The organism is Bradyrhizobium sp. LM2.9 (assembly GCF_054056555.1).
In genome coordinates this window covers 5,938,116-5,959,658 of record NZ_JBSRYJ010000002.1, presented here as the reverse complement: position 1 = coordinate 5,959,658, position 21,543 = coordinate 5,938,116, and the positions used below count along the sequence as shown (strand labels likewise).

The following is a 21,543-nucleotide window of genomic DNA, read 5'->3' as shown; positions in this document are numbered from 1 at the left end:
GCCGGGGCCCGGCCGCCATATATCCCTTCAGGCGATCCGCAAGGCGGGTCGCACATCGGAGCAAACCATGAACTGGCTTACCAATGTGGTCCGGCCGAAGATCCGCAACATGCTGCGGCGGGAGACGCCGGAGAATCTGTGGATCAAGTGCCCGGATTCCGGACAGCTCGTGTTCTACAAGGACGTCGAGGCCAACCAGTTCGTCATCCCCGGTTCGAACTATCACATGCGCATGAACTCGGTCGCGCGTCTGAAGTCGATTTTCGACAACGAGACCTGGTACGACGTCGCGCTGCCTGACGTCACGCCCGATCCGCTCAAATTCCGCGACGAGAAGAAATACGTCGATCGCATCAAGGATGCACGCGCGCGGACCAATCTGAACGACGCGATCAAGGTCGGGTACGGCAAGCTCGAAGGTGCCGCCGTCGTCGTCGCTGTGCAGGATTTCGATTTCATGGGCGGCTCGCTCGGCATGGCCGCGGGCGAAGCCATCGTGCGCGGGCTCGAGCTTGCGGTCGAGAAGAAGTCGCCGTTCATCGTGTTCGCCGCCAGTGGTGGCGCGCGCATGCAGGAAGGCATCCTGTCGCTGATGCAGATGCCGCGTACCACCGTCGCGGTGCAGATGCTGCGTGAGGCAAAACAGCCCTACATCGTCGTGCTGACCAACCCGACCACCGGCGGCGTCACCGCGTCCTATGCGATGCTCGGCGACGTGCAGATCGCCGAGCCCGGTGCGCTGATCGGTTTTGCCGGCGCGCGCGTGATCGAGCAGACCATTCGCGAAAAGCTCCCCGAGGGTTTTCAGCGCGCCGAATACCTCAAGGAGCACGGCATGGTCGACATGGTCGTGCACCGCCACGAATTGCGCCCGACCCTGGCGCGGCTCTGCCGGCTGTTGACTAGGGCGCCGGCGCTGGAGAGCGCCTCGAAACCGGTGCAGCCGGTCGTCAGCCCGGCGCAGATCGTATCGGCTCCCGAGACGGCGCCGGCCGCGCCGCACGCGTGAACACTTCCTCCGACAGCGCAAAGCCATCGCTGGGCGACTTGATCGCGCGGCTGTCGGTCCTGCATCAGAAGCGCATCGATCTCGGGCTGGAGCGGATGCACCGCCTGCTCGAGCGGCTCGGTCACCCTGAAAGCAAGCTGCCGCCGGTGATCCATATCGCCGGCACCAACGGCAAGGGCTCGACGCTCGCTTATCTGCGCGCGACGCTGGAGGCCGCGGGCCTCCGCGTCCACGCCTACACCTCGCCCTATCTCGTTCGCATCAACGAATGTTTCCGGCTCGGCCGCGTTGGCGGTGGCGTGCTGGTCGGTGACGACGAATTGCGCGCGGCGCTGGAAGAGGTCGAGCGGGTCAATGCCGGCGAAGCCGCCACCGTGTTCGAGCTCAAGACTGCGGCTGCGTTTCTTCTGTTCGCGCAGAATCCGGCCGATGTCGTGCTGCTCGAAGTCGGCCTCGGCGGCCGGCTCGATTCGACCAACGTTATCGATACACCAGCGGCCTGCGTGATCACGCCTGTCAGCATGGACCACATGGATTTCCTCGGTGACACCTTGACCTCGATCGCCGGCGAGAAGGCCGCGATCATCAAGCGGGGCGTGCCGGTGATCTGCGCCGAGCAGTCGGGCGAGGTGATGGCGGTGATCGAGGCCCAGGCCAAGCGCATGCGCGCGCCGCTGTTTGCCGCAGGCGAGAGCTGGCACGTCAATGTCGAGCACGGGCGGCTAGTCTATTCCGACGATCGCGGTTTGATGGATCTCACGGCGCCGCGCCTGTTCGGCCGCCACCAGTTCGACAATGCCGGCCTCGCGATTGCGACGCTGCGGGCCACCAACGCCTTCAAGATCAACCAGGCGGCGTTTGAGGCCGGCATCGTCGGCGCCGAATGGCCGGCACGTATGCAGCGCATTACGTCCGGCGAGTTGCTCTCCTGGGGGCCGCAGGGATCGGAGATCTGGCTCGATGGCGGGCACAATGCCGAGGGCGGCCGCGTCGCGGCGGCGGCGCTCGGCGATCTCGAGGAGCGGGTGTCGCGGCCGCTGGTCGTCATCGCCGGAATGATGGCCAACAAGGACGCGCGAGCGTTTCTGGCCAATTTCGCCGGTCTGACCCGTCATATCATCGCGGTGCCGATTCCCGACACCGACAACGCGATGCCGGTCGACATCCTCGCGGATGCCGCGCGCAGCCTCGGCATGCGCGTCGAGCCCGTGCCGGGCATCGAGGCCGCACTGCGCGCATTGGCGAAGCTCGCCTACGAAGTGCCGCCGCGCATCCTGATCACCGGCTCGCTCTATCTCGCCGGTCACGTGCTCGGGCTCAACGGCACGCCTCCTGCATAAGGGCAGCGATGACCAACATGCGTTTTGCCGCGATTGCCGACGTCCACGGAAACTATCTCGCGCTGGAAGCAGTGCTCGCCGACATTCGCGCGCAGGGCATCTCCGACATCGTCAATCTCGGCGACATGCTGAGCGGCCCGCTCGACGCGCGCCGCACGATCGAGATCCTGATGAAGCTCGAGGCCGTGCACGTGCTCGGCAATCACGACCGCTATCTGCTCGACCGCCCCCCGGAGAAGATGGGTTCATGGGATCGCCCCGCCCATGCGCAGCTGGATGGCTCGCAACTCGACTGGCTGCGCGCCCAGCCGATGTCGCGCGTCTTTCGCGATGAGGTTTTCCTCTGCCACGCGACGCCCGGCAATGACGAGGTCTACTGGCTCGATACCGTGCATCCCGACGGCGCGGTGGCGCTGTCGCCGCTCGATCGCATCGAGCAGTTTGCGCAAGGCATCGCGCAATCATTGATCCTTTGCGCCCACACCCATCTTGCCCGCGCCGTACGGCTTCGCAACGGAAGGCTGATCGTCAATCCCGGCAGCGTCGGCAGTCCCGGTTATCGCGACAAGCATCCGTTCCCGCATGTCGTCGAAGCCGGCACACCGCATGCGCGCTATGCGATAGCCGAGCGCATCGATGGCGCCTGGCAGATGACGTTTCGTCACGTCGCGTACGATCACGACACGATGGCCGCGCTGGCGCGTCGCAACGGCCAGCCGGAGTTGGCGAACGCGCTGGCGACGGGATGGATTAGATAGCCCCGCTCGTGTCCCGGACGCGGCGCGGCATGAAATGACGCAACGCAGAGCCGGGACCCAGCAGGCGGTGGGCCCCGGCTCTGCAGCGCACCGCTGAAGAAGCGCTGCGCTGCGTCCGGGGCACGAGAGCGATCGTCATCCAAGCAACTTCATCGGATCCGCCACCTTCTGCTTCAGCTGCTCGAAGCTGCATTGCCGCGGTGCCTTGTCGGGGCGCCAGCGCAGGATCGAGGTGCCGTGGCGAAAGCGCTCGCCGCTGAAATGGTCGTAGCAGACCTCGATCACGAGCTTCGGCTTGAGCGGACACCATTTTGCCGAGCGCTCCGTGGACCAGCGGCTCGGCCCGCCCGGCGCGTTGCCGGTGAAGCCCGGCTCGCCGATCAGCGCTTCCAGCCGATCGGTCAGAGCAGGCCTTTCTGTCGCCTTGATCGCCGAGGTGAAGCCGACATGGTGAAGGAGACCTTCGTCATCGTAGAGTCCGAGCAGCAGCGAGCCGACCACGCTCCGGCCGGCGAGCTTGTTGGTGGCATAGCGGAAGCCGCCGACGACACAATCGGCGCTGCGGAATTTCTTGATCTTCTGCATGCCGTCGCGATTTCCCGCCTGGTACGGCAGGTCGATGCGCTTGGCGATGACGCCGTCCGAGCCGCCGCCGGATTGCGCCAGCCATTTTTGCGCGGTGGCGTAGCTTGTCGCCGCCGGTGAGAGGCGGAAGATGCTGGCTTTCAGGTTGGCTTTCGCAAACGCTTCCAGCGCCGGCCGCCGCTCGCCGAGCGGCTCTTTGGCAAGCTGCTTCTCGCCAGCCGTCGCAAGCAGATCGAAGACGAGATAAAGTGCCGGCGTGTCCTGAGAGAGCTTGTTCACGCGGCTTGAAGCGGGGTGAATGCGCTGCAGCAGCGCGTCGAAAGAGAAGCTTTTGCCGTGCGGCATGACAATCTCGCCGTCGAGCGTGAAGCAATCCGCCTTCAGCTTCAGTGCCGCGGCGACGATCTCGGGGAAGTAGCGCGCGAGGTCCTCGCCGGATTTCGAGCGCAAATCAATGCTGCCGCCGTTGCGCGACAGCAGGCAGCGGAAGCCATCCCATTTCGGCTCGTATTGCCACTCCTTGCCGCGCGGGATCGCATCGACGGACCTCGCCTCCATCGCAACGAGAGATGTCGATTTTCGTGCGCGCTTTGCAGGTGCTGCAGGCAAGGGGCTGGGACTCGTCATACGCTGGACATGTCCCATCAACGCAAAACGGCCGACTTTCGCCGGCCGTTTCCAAAAAATAATCTCGTGCGCGGCGGATCAGACCGCGGAGGTGATCCACTGCTGCAGCTTTGCCTTGGGCGCGGCGCCGACTTGGCGGGAAGCCATCTCGCCGCCCTTGAAGATCATCAGGGTCGGGATCGACATCACGCCATACTTCGATGCGGTCTTCGGGCTCTCGTCGACGTTGAGCTTCACGATCTTGACCTTGTCGCCCATCGCTCCGGAGATCTCGTCGAGCGCGGGTGCGATCATGCGGCAGGGACCGCACCATTCGGCCCAGAAATCGACAACCACCGGACCGTCCGCCTTGAGCACTTCGGCTTCGAAATCGGTGTCAGAAACTTTGCCAACGGCCATGGGAATACCTCGTACCTGAGAGAAGGACGCGACGGGAATCGCACCCGAGATCATGGCGTCAACCTATGAACGGCTCCTTGCCGGGTCAAGGACGCTCACACGGAGATGAAGGGATGCCAGCGCCGCGTCCAGCGCGGGGGCTGAAATCTCCATATATTCAAGGGCCTCGGTCCAGAGCAGGACGGCTCGAACAGGCTTTTGGGGATAAAGCCGCGATAGCACCGCCCGATACAGCGCAAGCTGCCGGACATAGGTCGCGGGCGCCTCAGCGGCGCTGATGGGCGCCGCCTGGTTGGTCTTGAAATCGACGATCAAAACCTCATCCGGACGAACGACCAGCCGGTCGATCTGCCCCGACACCAGCGCCGGGGTGCGGCCTAGCCGCTCCAGCCTGCCGACGATGGCGACCTCCGCCCGGCTGCCCGCGGCAAAGACCGGCGCGAAGCGCGGTTCAGTGATGAGGGCGAGCACCTTGTCGGCCAGCGCGGCGCGGTCAGCCTCCGCCCAGTCCGAGGCATTGCGCGCCATGAAGCCGAGCGCGGCCTCGCGCCGGCGATCGCTGGCGATGTCGGGGAGTGATTGCAGCAGCCGGTGCACCAGCGTGCCGCGTTGCAGCGCGAGCGCGCGGGACTGCACCGATTCACTTGACCGCACCGCGCGGCCTTCCTCGGCGGACTGGCCGGAGGGGCGAACCGGATCGTCATCGACGGTCTCGCGCGGCGCCGGCGTCCGCAGCCAGTCCGGGAGCGCGGTCGTCTGGTCCACGGACGTCGCCGGCGCGCCCAGTGCCTCGGCATCCCCGGGCCGCGCGAACCGTGTCACCTTGCCGAGCGGCGTCTCGATTGTCTGCTTGTCCAGGCTCGAGCCGGCGAGCCCGGTGTCGACCAGGTCGTACCAGCTCAGCTTGCGAACCGTCTTCATGTTGCCGGGCAAGCAGCCGCCGACGATCAGCCGGTCGGCAGCGCGCGTCATCGCGACGTAGAGCAGGCGGCGGTATTCGTCCTCGGTCTCCTCGATCATCGCCTTGCGTGCGTCGGCGACGGGCTTGGGATCGTCCGCCTTGCGGCCGGCCCACACCACGACCTCGCCGCCATTGCCGCGCGGCATGTGGATCAATCGGACCCGCTGCGAGTCCGCAGGCGACGATGTGGTGTCGACCATGAACACGACGGAAGCTTCCAGTCCCTTGGCGCCGTGCACGGTCATCACCCGTACCTCGTCGCGCGAGATCTCCATGTCGCGCTTCACCTCAGTGTCGGCCGAGCGCAGCCAGGCCATGAAACCCTGCAGCGAGGCCGGCGCCTTGCGCTCGTAGTTCAGCGCCAGCTCCAGAAATTCGTCGAGCGCGTCGTTGGCCTCGTGACCGAGCCGGCGCAGGATGCGCGCGCGTCCGCCGTCGCCGCCGAGCAGCCAGGCATAGAAGGCGAACGGCGTCTCTTCGCGCGACCGGACCTCGCAGGCTTCCAGTCGCCGCAGCACCGTCGAGAATTTGTCGCTTGTGGACGCATGCTCACCGAGCGCGCGTCGCAGCGATCCCTTGCGATCCCAGGCAAGCTGAAACAGATCGTCGTCATCGAGGCCGAACAGCGGGCTCTTCAGCGCCACCGCGAGCGCGAGATCGTCCTGCGGCAGCAGCAGCGCATCGGCGAGGTTCATCAGATCGATGATTCCGATGTGCTCGGTGAGCTTCAGTCGATCGGCGCCCGCGACAGGAACGTTGGCATGCTTCAGGGCCTGGATCACGGCGTCGAACGCATTGCCGCGCCGCCGCACCAGGATCAGCATGTCGCCATAGCGCAGGGGCCGCCGCTCGCCTTCGTGTCCCGTCAGCGTGCCGCTCTCGACCAGCCGCTTGATCTCGGTCTGGATGCGACGCGCAAGCTTGACCTCGGGGCTGGTGGCGGCGACGCCGTCGAACGGCGCGCGCCAGCCCTCGATCTCCTGCCGTTCGTCGGCAATCGCGAGATCCCAGAGTTCGATTACACTCGGGCCGGCATCGGCGAGCGCATTGTGCACGGGATAGGCCTTCTCCGCGTGAATGCTGCGATAGATAGTCTCCTCGCGAAAAACCTGATCGACCGAATGCAAAATAGCCGCGCCCGATCGGAAGGAGTAGTTGAACGAGACCGGATCGAATTTAAGGTTAGCAGCCTCAAACTTTCTTCTGAGATCATATCGGCGCCGATCGAATTCTCGCGGTTCCGCGCCCTGGAACGAGAAGATCGATTGCTTCTCGTCGCCGACAGCGAAGACGGTGCGGTTCAGCCCCTCGCGCGCGCCTTCTCCGGCCGTGAATTCCGAGATGATGTGCGCGACGATCTCCCATTGCCGCGGGCTGGTGTCCTGGGCTTCGTCGATCAGCACGTGATCGACGCCGCGGTCGAGCTTGTAATGCACCCAACCCGAAGAAACGCGGTTGAGCATCGCCAGTGTCTTGTCGATAAGGTCGTCGTAGTCGAGCAGCCCGCGCTCCTGCTTCTCGCGCCGATAGTTTGCGGCGGCAGCAGTCGCGATATGCAGCAGGGCCGCGGTGCGGTCGCGCATGGTCACCGCGCGGCGCTTCTCGACCAATCCGCTGAGGCGCTGCGCCTCGCTCTCGAACAGGCGGGCGACGGACGGGTTGTGATCGCAAAACTTCTTGGTCAGCACCGCCTTGCGCGGCAGTTTTTCGTCGGTGAGGAAGACGCCGAGATAGGCATCGACCTGTGCGCCGCCGGAAAAGACTTTTGCTTCGCGGAGCCGACCGGACTGGTCGTTGTCGGATTTGCTGCCGTCCTCCAGTGCAAAAGCGATGTCATCCCAGCGCGATCGCGGCAGGAACGGACCGTCGAGAATCTCCGTTTCGACGTCCTCGATGCGATCGCTGGCGTCCACGCCCAGCGCCGCTGCCATCTGCGCGGCTGCCAGCTCAGCGTTGCCGGCCTCGTCGGTCCAGGCCATGAAATGGTCGCGGCTCAGACAAGCCTCGCGCACGACCTCCTTGAAGGTGACATCGGCGGCGCTCGCCATCGCAGTCAGCAGCGCGCGGCCGGTGACGCTGTCAGGATCGCGCGCGGCCTCCAGCAGTACCTTCAGATTGGCGCGCTCCATCATGTCGGTCTGGTCGCGATCGTCGATCACCGCGAAGCGCGCGGGCACGTTGGCCTCGAACGGAAACTGCTGGAGCAGGCGGGTACACAGCGCGTGGATGGTCTGCACCTTCAGTCCGCCGGGCGTCTCCAGCGCACAGGCGAACAGTTTTCGCGCTTCGCGGCGCAACTTTGAATTGGGATGCGGGATGCCGACCGCCTTGATCGCCGCGTCGAGTGCCGTGTCGTCGAGCGTCACCCAATGCCCGAGCGTGGTGAACACGCGCTCGGCCATGTTGGCGGCAGCCGCCTTGGTGAAGGTGATGCAGAGGATCTTTTCCGGTGGCACGCCAGAGAGCAGCAGGCGGATCACCCGCTGCACCAGCACATGCGTCTTGCCAGAGCCGGCATTGGCCGACACGAACGCCGACGCAGTCGGATCGGACGCGCGTGCCTGCCGCGCGCGCACCTCATCGGGAATGGGACGCGGCAACTTCACCATTCCTCGATCCCCAATCCGCCGGCCGCGGACCATTCCTTGATCCGGGCAAGGTCGTCATAAGTGCCGTAGCGGTTGGTCCACATCGGCAGGTTCAGCGAGGTGTAGGGCTGGCTCTCGTCCTCGAAGGCGCGGATCAGCGCCTCAAGCTTGGCCCGTGCCTCGGCGGCAGCCGTATCAGGCGGCTGCGGCTCGTCGCCTTGCTTATATTTGAGCTCGAGGATGCGTTCTTCGCCCGGCGGATTGTTGCCGCTCAGGCGCACATAGACGAGCTGGCTCACGGATGCGCCGGCATCGATATCGGGAAAACCGCCCTCGCGCAGGATCGCGGCTTCCAGCGTGAGCTGCGGCGACAGGCCCATCCGGACCTGCTTGCCGGTCGGCGGCTGGCCGGTCTTGTAATCGAGGATGGCATAGCCTCCGCCCTGGCGCCGCTCGATGCGGTCGGCGCGCGCGGACAGCCTGAAGCTGCGCGTACTGTCGAGCGGAATCGAAATCTCGCCACGGGTCTCCGCTGTGATGGCCTCGATCACATCGCGACGCGCCGTCTCCCATTCGCCGAACCAGCGCGCGATGCGCTGGAAACGCGGCCACCACAGCGCGCGCGCCTCGGGACGTTCCATCAGCGGTGCAAAGTACTTTTCACCGATCGCGCGCAGCACGCGCGCGGGATCGTCAGGCAGGCGTGTCGCGTAGCTTTCCGTGAATTCGCCGAGCGCATCGTGGATCGCCGAGCCGCGGTCGGCGGCGGACAGCGGCATGTCGACGGGATCGAGCGCGTCCAGTCGCAGAATGTGTTTTGCGTAAATGGTATAGGGATCGCGCAGCCAGTCCTCGATCGCAGTCACAGACATCCTGAGCGGCCGGGTCGCGCGCGGCGGTCGCGGCTCGGGCTGTTTGATCGGCGTGACCTCGTCGGGCTGGTCCAGCGCGGTTGCGAATTGCACATATTTCTCGCCCGCGCGAATTGCTGTCTTCCAGTGCGCGTCGCCCGCGACCGCCTCTAACCGATGCAGGAAGCGCGAAGCCACCGCGGGCGCGCCGCCGGCCTTTGCGGAGTGGGTGAGGATGACCTCGTCGCCGCCGAGCAGTTGCGCAAAATCATGGGCGGAGAGGCCGATACGGCGCTCAGGCAGATCGAGGCCGAGCTGGTGCCGCATCGGTCGGCTGAGCCAGGGATCGATGCGCGGCGCCGGCGGCCAGACGCCCTCGATCAGCCCGCCGACGATGATTCGGTCGGCCTGCATCAGGCGCGATTCAAGCGGGCCGTAGATCTGGAGCCGCGCGCCGGGCTTGTCTCGCCGCCGCACCGCGCGATCGCCAAATGCGGTCTGGAAGACGTCTGCGTAGTCGTGCAGCGTCACCATCAGTCCGCTGGTCGTGCCGCCGCGCAGGAGATCGTCGAAGGCGCTCGCGAGCGCGAGGCCTTCGCGCTCCTCGAAGGCCAGGGAAATGCCCTGCTCGTCGCGCGACAGCTCGATCATGATCTCGCGATGCCGATGCGCGAGTTCGGCAAAGTCAAACGACTTCGATGGCGCCAGGATCTCGATTGGCGCCAATGCTATCCTCAGGGCATCGATCAGCGCCTGGATGCGATCGAGGTCTTCCGCTTTGAGACGCGCGCGCGGCTCGGCCTTATGCAGCGCGGAGACCTCGCTGCGCCACAGCTTTGCCAGCTCCTCGCGGAAGCGATTGAATTCACGCAGCAGGCCGGCGGTGCCTGCAGGCGGGCGCGTGCCGCGCAAGACCGCAAGCTCCAGGCCCTCGATCGCCGCCCTCCACGCGCCGGGTGCACGGCCGAGCCGGCACAGCGGATGCTTCAGCATCGCCAACAGCGTCGGCGGCTCCAATCCCTTGGTCGCAGCCTCCGCTGTGAGCCGCGCAAAGACGCCGGCGGACGTCTCCATCAAGACGTCGCCGCCGGAATCATCGAATGCGAGATCCCACCGGGTCAGCGCGGCCATCACCCGTCGCGCCAGTGCGCGGTCGGGCGTGACAAGCGCGGCGGATTTGTCGAGATGCCGCGCCTCACGCATCGCAATCGCGATGGCGAGGGCTTCCATCTCGGGATTGGGGGCTTCGACCACTGCGAGATTGTTCATGGCACCGGTGATCTTCGCGGCCACATCCGGCTGCTTCAGGCGGTCGTGCCAAATCTCGGTCCTGGCCGATGGCCGCATCGATTCGGAGGCGAGCAGATCGCGGCCGCCTTCCGCCGGAGGCTGGAGGATATCGACGTCGCTGCGCTTGATGTCAAAGCGATCCAGCAGCGCGTGCATGGCATATTGCGGATGGTTCGAGACCGGATGCTCCGCGAACTTGCCGAGCGAGTCGCGTACGCCGCCGATGCTGCGCCAGGCATCGTCGTCGAGATCGGTGTCGAGGCCGGGCAGCACCACGGCGCCATGCGGCAGCGAGGCGACGGCGTGGAGAAATCTTGCTGTGGCCGGCATCGAGCCGGTCGAACCGGCCGCGATCACGGGGCCATGGTGATGCGCGGTCAGCCGCTTGGCTTCGGCATCGATCAGGAGGTCGCGGCGGGCAGCGGGCTCGATGCGTTTGATTTCGGCGAGATGACCGGGCCAGGCGATGCGCGCGATGCGCAAAAATTCGAGCGAGTGCTGCCAGTACCGGTCGAGCAGGTCAGGCACGAGGCCATCGAGCGCGCTCCAGTCGACGCCGCGCGTGACCATGTCGTCGATCAGCCGCGCGAGATCAGAGGCCAGCGCCAGCGTCGAAGCGGGGCCGCCGACGACCAGCGGAGACAGCACCGGGCCCTTGGCCCAGGCCGCAACGAGCTGCGCCAGTGTCAGTCGCCGTTCGAGCTCGCCGAGCCGCGGCGGAATGTCGAGCGGCGTTGCGCCGGAAAACTGTTCGCCTTCATCGGCGAAAGCGAGTTCATCCTCATCGATGTCGCCAAGCGCGACGATGCGCGGCAGCACGACAGCGTCGGCCTTCATCTCGTCGAGGAAGATCTCGCGGACGATTCGCATGGCGCGCCTTGTCGGCAGGTACAACGTGGCGTCCGCCAGCCGTGCAGGTTCCTTGCGCGCCTCAAAGCCGTCGACCAGCCGGCCGTCGAGCAGGCTTGAGACTATGGTGCGCAGGAAGGGAACTGAGACTGGAACGCTGAAAACGCGCATGAGCTGCCTGATTCGGGAATCAGGCGCCAATATAGGGAGATGGACTCAAATGGTCATGGGTGCAGACGAGGTCTTCCCCGCTGTTTGACGGCTTCGCCGCTCGCGTGCCCCGGACGCGGCGCAGCACGCAGTGATGCGCCGCTGAGCCGGGGCCCAGGCTACGTCATCACGGCTGTGGCTGTGGGTCCCGGCTCTGCGGAGCGACACTTCGCGCCGCACCGCGTCCGGGACAAGAGAGACCCTACGCCACGCTCTCCAGAAACGCCTCTTCCGCGGCATGCACGGCGTCGGGCGTGCCGACATGCATCCAGACGCCGTCGAGGCGGAGGCCGAACAGCCGCTCCTGCTCGTTGGCGCGGTCAAACATTTTGGTCAGCGAGAACTCGCCCGTCGGAGCATCGGCGAAGATCGAGGGCGACAAGATCGCCGCGCCGGCATAGACGAACGGAACGACCTCCTTTTCCTTGCGCTTGCGCAGGGCGCCGTCGGCCAGCATGCCGTAATCGCCGCGGCCGCTATAGCCAATGCTGGTCGCCGTCGGTGCCATCAGCAGCAGGGTGTCCATTCGCGCGGGATCGAAGTTTTCGGCAAGCCGCGCCAGATTGGAGCGCACGCCGTCGATCCACAGCGTATCGGAATTGACATGGAAGAACGGCGCATCGCCGAGCAACGGCAACGCCCTGACCACGCCGCCGCCGGTGCCGAGCACCTGGTCGCGCTCGTCCGAGATGGTCACGCGCGGATGCTGGCGGGATGCGGTGTGATTGATGATCTGGTCCGGCAGATAGTGCACGTTGACCACCGCCTCGCTCACGCCGGCCTGGCCGAGCTTGTCGAGCACGTGGTCGAGCAGCGGCTGGCCGGCCACCGGCACCAGCGGCTTCGGCATCTTATCCGTCAACGGACGCATGCGCAGGCCGAACCCTGCGGCGAGCACCATGGCTTTGGTCGGCTTGACGGACATCCTTCGCTTTCTCAGACCTATTGATTTCGCGTTCGCAGCAATCCTAACACGAGGCTTGACCGACCGCACCGCGTCTTAATCGCCTTAACCACCTGCCGTGACGCTTGTACGACGAGTGTTGCCGTTACGCCCGGACGGATGTGGAACGCGCCTTTTTCTTCTTGTCGCCAAGCTTGAGAAAATTGACGCCGATCTGGTCGCCATTGACCCAGGCGAGCTCACAGCGCCGGTACGCAAGTCCGGTAGACGACAGCAGCAGAAAAAACTCCTTCAGATGCAGGCCTTCGACCGAGCCGTCGATGGTCAGCTTGGCGCCGCTCTCGGAGACGTCCTCCATGCTGCAGTCGCGCCGCCAGGTGCCGTCGATACCCATCATCTGGGCCGCGATCCCGCGCTCGAAAACAACCCGGCTGTTGCCGCGCTGGTCCGTCTTCACCGCCATCTGCCCTGCTCCGGCCCCGCAACTATCCGGCTGCCCCACCGCCAGATTACCGGTATCTTGGCTAACAGCCGGTAAATCGGGCCCCTAATCGGCCTTGTCGGCCTTGTCAGCCTTGGACCGGCCGTTGGGGCGGTGGGACGTTGGCGAAATACCAGTCGCGCAGATGGGCGAGCGCGGGATGCGCCAGGGAGCGCTGGAGATAGGTCCAGATCCGCGGTTGGTGACGCAGATAATGCGGCTTGCCGTCGCGGCGGTTGAGGCGGGCGAAGGTGCCGAGCAGACGCGTGTTCCGCTGCGCCGACATGATGGCGTAGAGCTCGGCGAAGCCGGCCGCGTCGAAGTTTGCGTCGTTCGCGCGGCGCGCCTTGATGTAGCGCGACAGCAGCGTCAGCTCGATCGTCTCGGGCACGTCGATGCGGGCGTCCTGGAGCAGCGACACCACGTCGTAGGATTGCGGCCCCAGCACGGTGTCCTGGAAATCGATCACGCCGACGCGTTCGATGCCGGTGCGATTCCCGAGCCAGATCAGGTTCGGCGAGTGATAGTCGCGGATGATCCACGTCTTCGGCGCCGCCAGCGGCTTCTTCAGCAACTCGCGCCAGATCGCGAAAAATTCGGTGCGCTTCGCGTCGTCCAGCGGTGCGTTGCGATCGGGCAGGTACCATTCCGGCATCAACCCGATTTCAATCAGCAGCGCCTCGGTATCGAAGACAGGAATGGCGTAGGTCTGTCCATCGAGCGGCAATTTTTCCGGCAGCGTCTCGCCGTGCAGCACGGCCAGCAAATCGGCCGCGGCTTCGTAGCGCTCGGCGATCGGGCGCGGCGGATCGCCCTCGATCACGCCTTCGCTGCCAAAGTCTTCGCTGATCAGGAATCCCTGGTCGAGGTCCGAATGATGGATCGCAGGTGCCGAGATGCCATGTGCGCGCAGACCTTCGCCGATGGCAACGAAGGGTTTTATATTTTCGGCGAGGTGCACCGCGGCGCTGTAGGATTTTCCGTTGTAGATCGTAGCGCCATCCGGGCGCTGCGGTGAGTTCATGAGGATGACGATCGCGTCGTCGCGCAGCAGCCGTGCATAGGAGCGCGTCGAGGCGTCGCCCGGCATGCGCTTGCGCGTCGCATCCATGTAGCCGGATGCATCGAGGAATTCGCGTAGCGCCTTCAGTCGCGCGACGGTGGCGGCGGCCTTACCATAGCCGGTAATGTCGGCGGCGCGTGCGCTCGAGCCCAGCGCCGGCCGGTGCGTCAGCGCGATGTCGATGCGGTCTTGAGGCATCGCCGACGGGGCGCGCTCCGGCCATTCGATCAGGACGAGGGTCGCTTCCGGCAGCGGCGACAGCCCGATCTCTTCGAGCTCGCTCTCGTCCTCGACGCGGTAGAGGTCGGCATGCATCACCGGGAATGGCGGCAGCTCGTAGCCCTGCACCAGCGTGAAGGTCGGGCTCGGCACGTCCAGCGCCTCGTCGCCGGCGAGATAGCGGATCATGGCCCGCGCCGCCGCGGTCTTGCCGGCACCGAGATCGCCGGTGAGCGTGATGACGTCGCCGGAGCCGACCAGCAGCGCGAGGTCGGCCATCAGGTGCGCAGTCGCCGTCTCGTTGTGAAGCGCGACGGAGAATGTGGTTGGTTCAGTCATTCGGCAGCGTCGCGATGCGCCGCCTGCTCGGTCGGGAAGTCGCAGATTACGACCGTGCCTCTGCCCACGATCGAATCTACCCGGATCTTGCCGCCGTGCAGCTCGACGAAGGAGCGCACCAGCGACAGGCCAAGCCCGGCGCCGCGGTGACGCGAGCCCTGCGATCGGCTTTCAAACCAGTTGAACACCTTGTCCTTCATGTCGGCAGGTATTCCAGGCCCGGAATCTGTCACAGTGAAGACCACGCTGCGTTCGGTGCGGCGGGCGCTGATGCCGACGGCGGAATCCTGTGGAGAAAACCCGACGGCGTTGGCGAGGAGGTTATAGAGCACCTGCACCACGCGCTTCTCGTCGCCGGTGAAGCTGCCGACGTCGGGCGCGATCTCGACCTTGAGACGGATGCGGTCGGTGGCGAGCCGGTCCTGAATACCCTCGGCGGCGAGCTCGATGGTCTTGCTGACGTCGACCGGGCCGAGTTCCAGCTTCATGGCGCCGGCGTCGATGGTGGCGAGATCCAGGATGTTGTTGGTCAGCGCCAGCAGGGCATTGGTCGATTTGGTGACGTAGTCGAGATATTCGGCCTGCTTCGGCGTCAGCGGCCCGGTCGAGGGATCGCTGAGGAAATGCGCGAAGCCGATGATGGTGGTAAGCGGCGAGCGCAGCTCGTAGGAGACGTGGTGGACGAAATCCACCTTCATCTGGTCGGCGGCCTCCAGCGCCTCGTTGCGCTCGCGCAGCGCGCGCTCGACATTCTCGGTGTCGGTGATGTCCTGGAACGTCAGCATGGTCGCGCCGTCGTGCAGCGGCCGGATCATGCCGTCGAGCACGCTGCCGTCCTTGCGCTCCAGCTTCAGTGGAACGTCGGCGCGGCTCTCGATCGAGGTGACGGCCTCGCGGATCTGCCGCCAGACGATGGCGTCGTCGAACAGCTGATGGCACCAGCCTTCGACGGTCTGGATGTGCGGCTCGTCGCGCATGGCGTCGCTCGACAGCTTCCACATCCGGACGAAGGCCGGGTTGAACAGCTGCGCCCTGCCGTTGCTGCCGAACACCGCGACGCCCTCGGCGAGGCTGTCCAGCGTCTCGCGCTGGACGCGGATCATGCCGTCGAAGCGGCGGGCGAGCTCGAGGCTCTCGGTGACGTCGTCGAACAGATAGGTGACGCCGCCTTCCGGATTGGGCGTGGTGACGACGGAGAGCGCGCGGCCGTCGGGCAGGTACCAGGTGTCCTTGGCGGTCTCGACCGCGCGATAGGCCTCGTGCAGCTTGACCTTCCAGGCGCGGAAGTCCGGCTGCTCCGGCAGCTTGCGCCCGGCGCGGAGTTGGTCGAGCACGCTGGAATCATCGGGGTTGGCGTCGAGGAAGGTGCGGTCGAGGTCCCACAGCCGGCGGTAGGAATCGTTGTAGAAAGCGAGCCGGCGCTGGCCGTCGAACACGGCAACGCCGGAGGAAAGTTGGTCGAGCGTGCGGCGATGCGCCTCCGCCATCCGCACCAGCGCCGAGCTCAGCGCATCCGCCTCGCTGGCATCGATGGCAACGCCGACATTGCCCCGGCCGACATTGACGGCGCGGACGTCATAGATGCGCCGCTCGCCGCTGATCACGATCGGCAGCCGCGAGGTGAAATTGGCCGCCTCCTTCAGTCCCCGCTCCATCGCCGTGCGGTCGGCGCTGTCGAGCAGTTCGAGCTTGCGCGCCTGGGCGTCGGCGATGGTGGCCGCTTCGGTCGCACGGACATAGGCGGGGTTGGCGTAGGTCAGCGCGCCGTTCTCACTCTTGGCCCAGATCGGCCAGGGTGCGGCGGCGGCGAAGCCGCGCAGCATCTCGGTTTCGTCCGACAGCGCCTTGTAGCGCAAATTGGTCTCGGCCAGATCGCGGCGCAGCCCTGATAGTTCGCGAATCCTGACGATGGCCTGGCCGCCGATGGCGCGGCCGATGGCCTCGAGCGTGTGGCCATGCGCGGTGGTCAGCGTCAGCTGGAACCCGTCGCCACGGTCCCGCAGCGCGTCGACCGCGTGATCCATCTGGAGCGCCGGCTCCGGCGGCAACCAGGTTCCAAATGCGAGCAGGCGCTGCGGGGAGGAGTCGCGCGGCAACACCATGGAGATGTCGCCGGAAATCTGGGCGCGATTGTCGCCGGCCGGCCAGGAGATCAAAATTTGCGGCTCGGCGAACAACAGCGCGCCGAAGCGGTCGGCCTGGAGCTGGAGTTCCCCGATTCGGGCGCGCAGCCGCGCCTCGTTCCTCGCCGTGCGCACACGCGTGCGCATCAGGAGAATCGCGGCGACCACCGAGAAGCCTAGCAAAGCCAGCGCAGTGGCCAGCACCGCGAGTTCCTGCCGGTTGAAATCCAGCAATGTTGAGAGTGTGTCGACGAGATCGGCGGCCTCAGCCGGCGCAGCCGGCAGCAGCGCCGCGAGAGCGCTTCCCAAGACGCCGTTGCGCACCAGCGATGTGCACGACAGCAGCGTCCGACGCATCGACACGATCACGCCTGACATAGTTGCCCCAAGAACCGCACGAATTTGCACGCGGCGACCCCCGTCGCGCGCGAATCAAACGACAATACCCTCACCGTGACTCCACCGGTAAGAGTCCAGATCGTGAACGCAAAGCCGGCCCCACAAAAATGCCGGCCGCGCTGTTCCAGCCACGTAAATCTTCGGGATAATTCGGCTGGATGCGCCGCGCGTTAGCGGCCGGTCGAGCCGAAGCCGCCGGCACCGCGGTCGGTGGACGACAATTCGGCCACGGGAACCAGCGCGGCCTGCACCATTGGCGCGATCACCATCTGCGCGATGCGCTCGCCGCGCTTGATCACGAAGGCGGCCTGGCCGTGATTGATCAGGATCACCTTGATCTCGCCGCGATAGTCCGCGTCGATCGTGCCCGGCGAGTTCAGCACGGTGACGCCGTGCTTGGCTGCAAGCCCCGAGCGCGGCCGCACCTGCGCCTCGTACCCGGCCGGCAGTGCGATCGCGAGGCCCGTCGGCACCAGCGCGTATTGGCCGGCCGCGAGCGTCATCGGCTCGCTGTCCGACAGCGCTGCCATCAGGTCGAGACCGGCGGCATCGTTGGTCTGATAGGCCGGCAGCGGCAGGCTCTCCGCATGGGGCAGGCGTTGCAGTTCGACCGTGACTTTCGTGCTCAAGATGCCGGCTCCCGGGATTTGCCGGTCACGCTCTTTGCGACATGCGCGACCAGTTCGATGGCGACCTGTTCCTTGGTCATCGCCGGCCAGGAATCAACTGCAATCTCGCCATCCTTCTCATCGTTCTTGCGGCTGATGAGGTGAACGGTGTTGCGGTCTCCGCCCATCACGCCGGTGGCGGGGGAGACGTCGTTGGCGACGATCCAGTCGCAGCCCTTGCGGGCAAGCTTCGACTTGGCGTTGTCGATGAGGTGCTCGGTCTCGGCAGCAAAGCCGATCACCAGTGGCGGACGCTTGTCGGTCAGCTTGGAGATTGTCGCGAGGATGTCGGGGTTCTCGACCAGCTGGAGCGGCGGCATGCCGGCCGAACTCTTCTTCAGCTTCTGCCCGCCTTCATTGGCGACCCGCCAGTCGGCGACTGCCGCGGCGAAGATCGCAATGTCGGCGGGAAGCGCGGCCTGCACCTGCTCCAGCATCTGCCGCGCCGATTCCACGTGCTTGACCGTCACGCCCCGGGGATCGCCGAGATCGACCGGTCCGCTCACCAAAATCACCTCGGCGCCTGCGGCCTGTGCGGCGGCGGCGATGGCAAAGCCCTGCTTGCCGGAGGAGCGGTTGGCGATGTAGCGCACCGGGTCGATCGGCTCGTGAGTCGGACCTGCCGTGATCAGCACGCGCTTGCCGGCGAGCGGTCGCGGCACCGGCGGCCGCAGCAGGCGCTCGGCGGCGGTCGCGATCTCAATTGCCTCGGACATGCGGCCGATCCCGGCCTCGCCGGCTTCGGCCATCTCGCCGGAATTCGGCCCGATCAGCACCACGCCGTCGCGCTGGAGCTGCGCGACATTGCGCCGCGTCGCCGCGTTATTCCACATCAGCGGATTCATCGCCGGTGCCAGCAGCACCTTGCGGTTGGTCGCGAGCAGGATGGCGCTGGCGAGGTCGTCGGCGTGGCCGTTCGCCATCTTGGCCATCAAATCGGCGGTGGCGGGCGCCACCACGATCAGGTCGCACTCGCGCGCGAGGCGGATATGACCGGCGTCGAACTCGCTCTGGGGATCGAACAGGTCGGTGTAGACGCGCTCATGCGAGAGCGCACTCACGGCCAGCGGCGTGACGAATTGCTGCGCCGCCTTGGTCAGCACGCAGCGCACCTCGATCCGCCGCTCCTTGAGCCTTCGGATCAGGTCGAGCGATTTGTAGGCCGCGATCCCGCCGCCGATGATCAGGGTAACGCCGGCCTCGGGAAGGGCACCGGGGCGCTGGGGGATGGGGGTGGCGGAGGCCGCGGGCGGCGCCGTGAACGGCGTCAGCGGCTCCTCGCGCCCCTCGATCAGCTCCCCGAGGATGACCCGGACCTCTTCCTCGACCGACCTGCGGTTCCTGGCCGAGCGCAGGCGGAGGAAGGTTTTGACGTTCTCGTCGAGCTTGCGGATGGTCAGGCTTGCCATGGCACTCTCCGGCGGAAAATGATAGCGATGCTATCAGTCGTATGATTGCACTGCAATCATAGATTCCGGACGGCGATCAGGATGCCGATGAAGGTCGCCGCGATGATCCAGAGCGCCACGGTGCGCCAGCGGTTCTTGCGGCCCTCGCTGCGGCCCATCGCCGCGATGCTCTCCGGCGGACAGCCGGATGCCTTCCCGCGTCATGGTCTCCAACTGTTCGAGCACCGCGACCGAGCGCGCGGCGATGTCAGGCAGACGCACCAGGATGCGGGCGAGATCGCCGGTGCCGGAAAGTGCGCCCTGGACCCGGCCGATCGGCCCGAGATTGCGCTCGATCCATTCGCGCACCACGGGGTCGGCGACTTTCCAGATGTCGAGCTTGGGATTGAAGCCGCGCGCCACACCCTCGACCACCACCATGGTCTTCTGAAGCAAGATCAGCTCGGGCCGCGTCTTCATGTCGAACATGCCGGTGACTTCGAGCAGCAGCGTCAGCAGCCGCGCCATCGAGATCTCTTCGGCGGTGCGATTGTGAATCGGCTCGCCAATGGCGCGGATCGCTTGCGCAAAATTCTCGACCGAGTGATGCGCGGGCACGTAGCCCGCTTCGAAATGCACCTCGGCGACGCGGCGATAGTCGCGGGTGATGAAGCCGAGCAGGATTTCGGCGAGGAAGCGCCGCTCCTTCATGCCGAGCCGGCCCATGATGCCGAAATCGACCGCGACGAGACGGCCGGCGTCATCCAGGAACAGATTGCCCGGATGCATGTCGGCGTGGAAGAAGCCGTCGCGCAACGCGTGGCGCAGGAAACTCTGGATCACCTTGCGGCCGAGATCGGGCAGGTCGACCTGCGCTTCTTTGAGGCGTTTGTGGTCGTTCAACGCAATGCCGTCGATCCACTCCATCGTCAGCACGTTGTGCGTGGTGCGGTCCCAGTCAACGGTCGGCACACGGAAATCAGGATCGTCGCGCGTGTTCTCCGCCATTTCCGACAGCGCGGCAGCCTCGAGCCGCAGATCCATCTCCATCGCGACCGAGCGCGACATGGTGTTGATGACCTCAATCAGGCGCAGGCGCCGCGCCTCGGACGAATAGGCTTCGGCCTTGTGCGCGACGAAGAAGAAGTCGGAGAGATCGCGGCGGAAGCGGGCGGCCACGTTGGGTCGCAGCACCTTCACTGCGACGGCCTTGCGGACGCCGTCGCGCAAAACTTCGCCGCGATGAACCTGCGCGATCGAGGCGGCCGCGACCGGCGGACTGAGGCTCGCGAACACATCCGTCAGCGGCCGCTCCAGCGAGGTTGCGATCGCAGCTTCCGCTTCGGCTTGCGAGAACGGCGGCAGGCGATCCTGCAGGCTTTCGAGGTCGAGCGCCATGACGACGCCGACGACGTCGGGGCGTGTTGCCAAAAATTGTCCGAGCTTGAGATAGGCCGGGCCCATCCGGGTTAGCGCGCGGGTCAGCCGCGGGCCGTGCTTCGGGCCGCGCCGCTCGATGAGGCGTGCAACTTTCAGCGCGAGCTGCCCGGGCGGTGGCACCAGGCTCGGATCGACTGAGCCGAACACGCCCTCGCGCGCAAAGACGAACGCGGCGCGGATCAGGCGCGCAATGTGGGTGACGGCAGAAATCACAAACGCCAGCCCGAATGCAGCGCGACGATGCCGCCGGACAATGTCTGCCAATTCACGCGGGCGAAGCCGGCGTCGCGGATCATGTCGGCGAAGGCGTTGGGTTTCGGAAACTTGCGGATCGACTCGACCAGATATTGGTAGGACTCGGCGTCACCCGTGATCATGCGGCCGAGCGGCGGGATCACCTTGAACGAGAACAGGTCGTAAAGGCGATCGAGCCCGGGCATCTCGACGGTGGAGAATTCCAGGCAGAGGAAGCGGCTGCCTGGCTTGAGCACGCGATAGGCTTCGGCCAGCGCGAGATCGATCCGCGGCACGTTGCGAATGCCGAAAGCGATCGTATATGCGTGGAAGCTGCGGTCGGCGAAGGCGAGCGCCTCGGCATTGCCTTCGACGAAATCGACCTGGGTCTCGAGATGCCGTTTCGCGGCGCGCTCGCGGCCTACCTCCAGCATCCCGGTACTGATGTCGCAGACGGTGGCATGGAAGCCGGGGCCTGCGGCCTTGGCGGCGCGGAACGAGATGTCGCCGGTGCCGCCGGCAACGTCGAGCAGCGCGAACGGCCGATCGCCCTTGGGCGGGTTGAGCGCGTTGATCATGATGTCCTTCCAGACCCGGTGCAGGCCACCGGACATCAAATCGTTCATCAAATCATAGCGCGACGCCACGCTGTGAAACACATCGTTCACCAGCGTCTGCTTGTCCCCCAGGGGAACGTCCCTGAAGCCAAAATGCGTGGTTTCGCCCGGCCGATCCATTACTCTACTCCACGAGGCGGACCATAGCGCGCCCGCCGCAATGGCGCTATCACAGCGCCCTGATAAGGTGAATGCCTGACC

14 protein-coding genes and 1 pseudogene are annotated in these 21,543 nt (G+C 65.8%); 3 read left to right on the top strand and 12 right to left on the bottom strand.

Features of this window, described 5'->3' with window-relative positions; translation table 11 throughout:
* The first annotated feature begins 67 nt into the window (after positions 1-67).
* From accD to ACVWW3_RS30690, 3 genes are read left to right on the top strand one after another with little or no spacing between them, the layout of a single operon-like run.
* The gene (accD, locus tag ACVWW3_RS30700) at positions 68-1,009 is read left to right on the top strand and encodes an acetyl-CoA carboxylase, carboxyltransferase subunit beta (RefSeq protein ID WP_247331492.1); all 942 of its coding nucleotides are present in this window, start codon (positions 68-70) and stop codon (positions 1,007-1,009) included.
* Positions 1,006-2,349, top strand: coding sequence for a bifunctional folylpolyglutamate synthase/dihydrofolate synthase (locus ACVWW3_RS30695; RefSeq protein WP_456647687.1), 1,344 nt, complete (start codon positions 1,006-1,008; stop codon positions 2,347-2,349). The genes accD and ACVWW3_RS30695 overlap by 4 nt, the downstream gene beginning before the upstream one ends.
* Before the next feature lie 17 nt (positions 2,350-2,366).
* Complete coding sequence (locus tag ACVWW3_RS30690; RefSeq protein WP_456649716.1) at positions 2,367-3,107, top strand: metallophosphoesterase family protein; 741 nt, start codon at positions 2,367-2,369, stop codon at positions 3,105-3,107.
* A 135-nt stretch (positions 3,108-3,242) separates the two neighbouring features.
* On the opposite strand, the gene ACVWW3_RS30685 is transcribed toward ACVWW3_RS30690, so the two are convergent.
* From ACVWW3_RS30685 to ubiE, 12 genes and pseudogenes are all read right to left on the bottom strand, one after another.
* A complete protein-coding gene (locus ACVWW3_RS30685; protein WP_456649717.1) occupies positions 3,243-4,250 on the bottom strand; it encodes an ATP-dependent DNA ligase in 1,008 nt (335 codons plus the stop codon).
* A 147-nt stretch (positions 4,251-4,397) separates the two neighbouring features.
* Positions 4,398-4,718, bottom strand: coding sequence for a thioredoxin (gene trxA / locus ACVWW3_RS30680; protein WP_247352799.1), 321 nt, complete (start codon positions 4,716-4,718; stop codon positions 4,398-4,400).
* Positions 4,719-4,781: 63 nt separating this feature from the next.
* Entirely contained in the window at positions 4,782-8,288 is a 3,507-nt protein-coding gene (gene addA / locus ACVWW3_RS30675; protein WP_456672246.1) for a double-strand break repair helicase AddA, read from the bottom strand.
* A complete protein-coding gene (gene addB / locus ACVWW3_RS30670; RefSeq protein WP_456647688.1) occupies positions 8,282-11,428 on the bottom strand; it encodes a double-strand break repair protein AddB in 3,147 nt (1,048 codons plus the stop codon). Before addB ends, addA begins: the two co-directional genes overlap by 7 nt.
* 241 nt (positions 11,429-11,669) lie before the next feature.
* Positions 11,670-12,392, bottom strand: coding sequence for a nucleotidyltransferase family protein (locus tag ACVWW3_RS30665; RefSeq protein WP_456647689.1), 723 nt, complete (start codon positions 12,390-12,392; stop codon positions 11,670-11,672).
* Positions 12,393-12,516: 124 nt separating this feature from the next.
* Positions 12,517-12,834: a PilZ domain-containing protein gene (locus tag ACVWW3_RS30660; protein ID WP_247352808.1), complete on the bottom strand. Its 318-nt coding sequence runs from the start codon at positions 12,832-12,834 to the stop codon at positions 12,517-12,519.
* Between the two features lie 106 nt (positions 12,835-12,940).
* Complete coding sequence (gene tsaE / locus ACVWW3_RS30655) at positions 12,941-14,473, bottom strand: tRNA (adenosine(37)-N6)-threonylcarbamoyltransferase complex ATPase subunit type 1 TsaE (protein WP_456647690.1); 1,533 nt, start codon at positions 14,471-14,473, stop codon at positions 12,941-12,943.
* On the bottom strand, positions 14,470-16,974 hold the full coding sequence (locus tag ACVWW3_RS30650; protein WP_354105951.1) for a sensor histidine kinase: 2,505 nt from the start codon (positions 16,972-16,974) through the stop codon (positions 14,470-14,472). Before ACVWW3_RS30650 ends, tsaE begins: the two co-directional genes overlap by 4 nt.
* 191 nt (positions 16,975-17,165) lie before the next feature.
* Complete coding sequence (gene dut / locus ACVWW3_RS30645) at positions 17,166-17,624, bottom strand: dUTP diphosphatase (RefSeq protein ID WP_456647691.1); 459 nt, start codon at positions 17,622-17,624, stop codon at positions 17,166-17,168.
* Positions 17,621-19,072, bottom strand: a complete 1,452-nt coding sequence (coaBC, locus tag ACVWW3_RS30640; RefSeq protein ID WP_456647692.1) for a bifunctional phosphopantothenoylcysteine decarboxylase/phosphopantothenate--cysteine ligase CoaBC — start codon at positions 19,070-19,072, stop codon at positions 17,621-17,623. The genes dut and coaBC overlap by 4 nt, the downstream gene beginning before the upstream one ends.
* Positions 19,073-19,128: 56 nt before the next feature.
* A pseudogene (gene ubiB / locus ACVWW3_RS30635) lies at positions 19,129-20,704 on the bottom strand (2-polyprenylphenol 6-hydroxylase).
* On the bottom strand, positions 20,701-21,462 hold the full coding sequence (gene ubiE, locus ACVWW3_RS30630) for a bifunctional demethylmenaquinone methyltransferase/2-methoxy-6-polyprenyl-1,4-benzoquinol methylase UbiE (RefSeq protein ID WP_456647694.1): 762 nt from the start codon (positions 21,460-21,462) through the stop codon (positions 20,701-20,703). The pseudogene ubiB and the gene ubiE overlap by 4 nt, the downstream one beginning before the upstream one ends.
* Positions 21,463-21,543 lie beyond the last annotated feature (81 nt).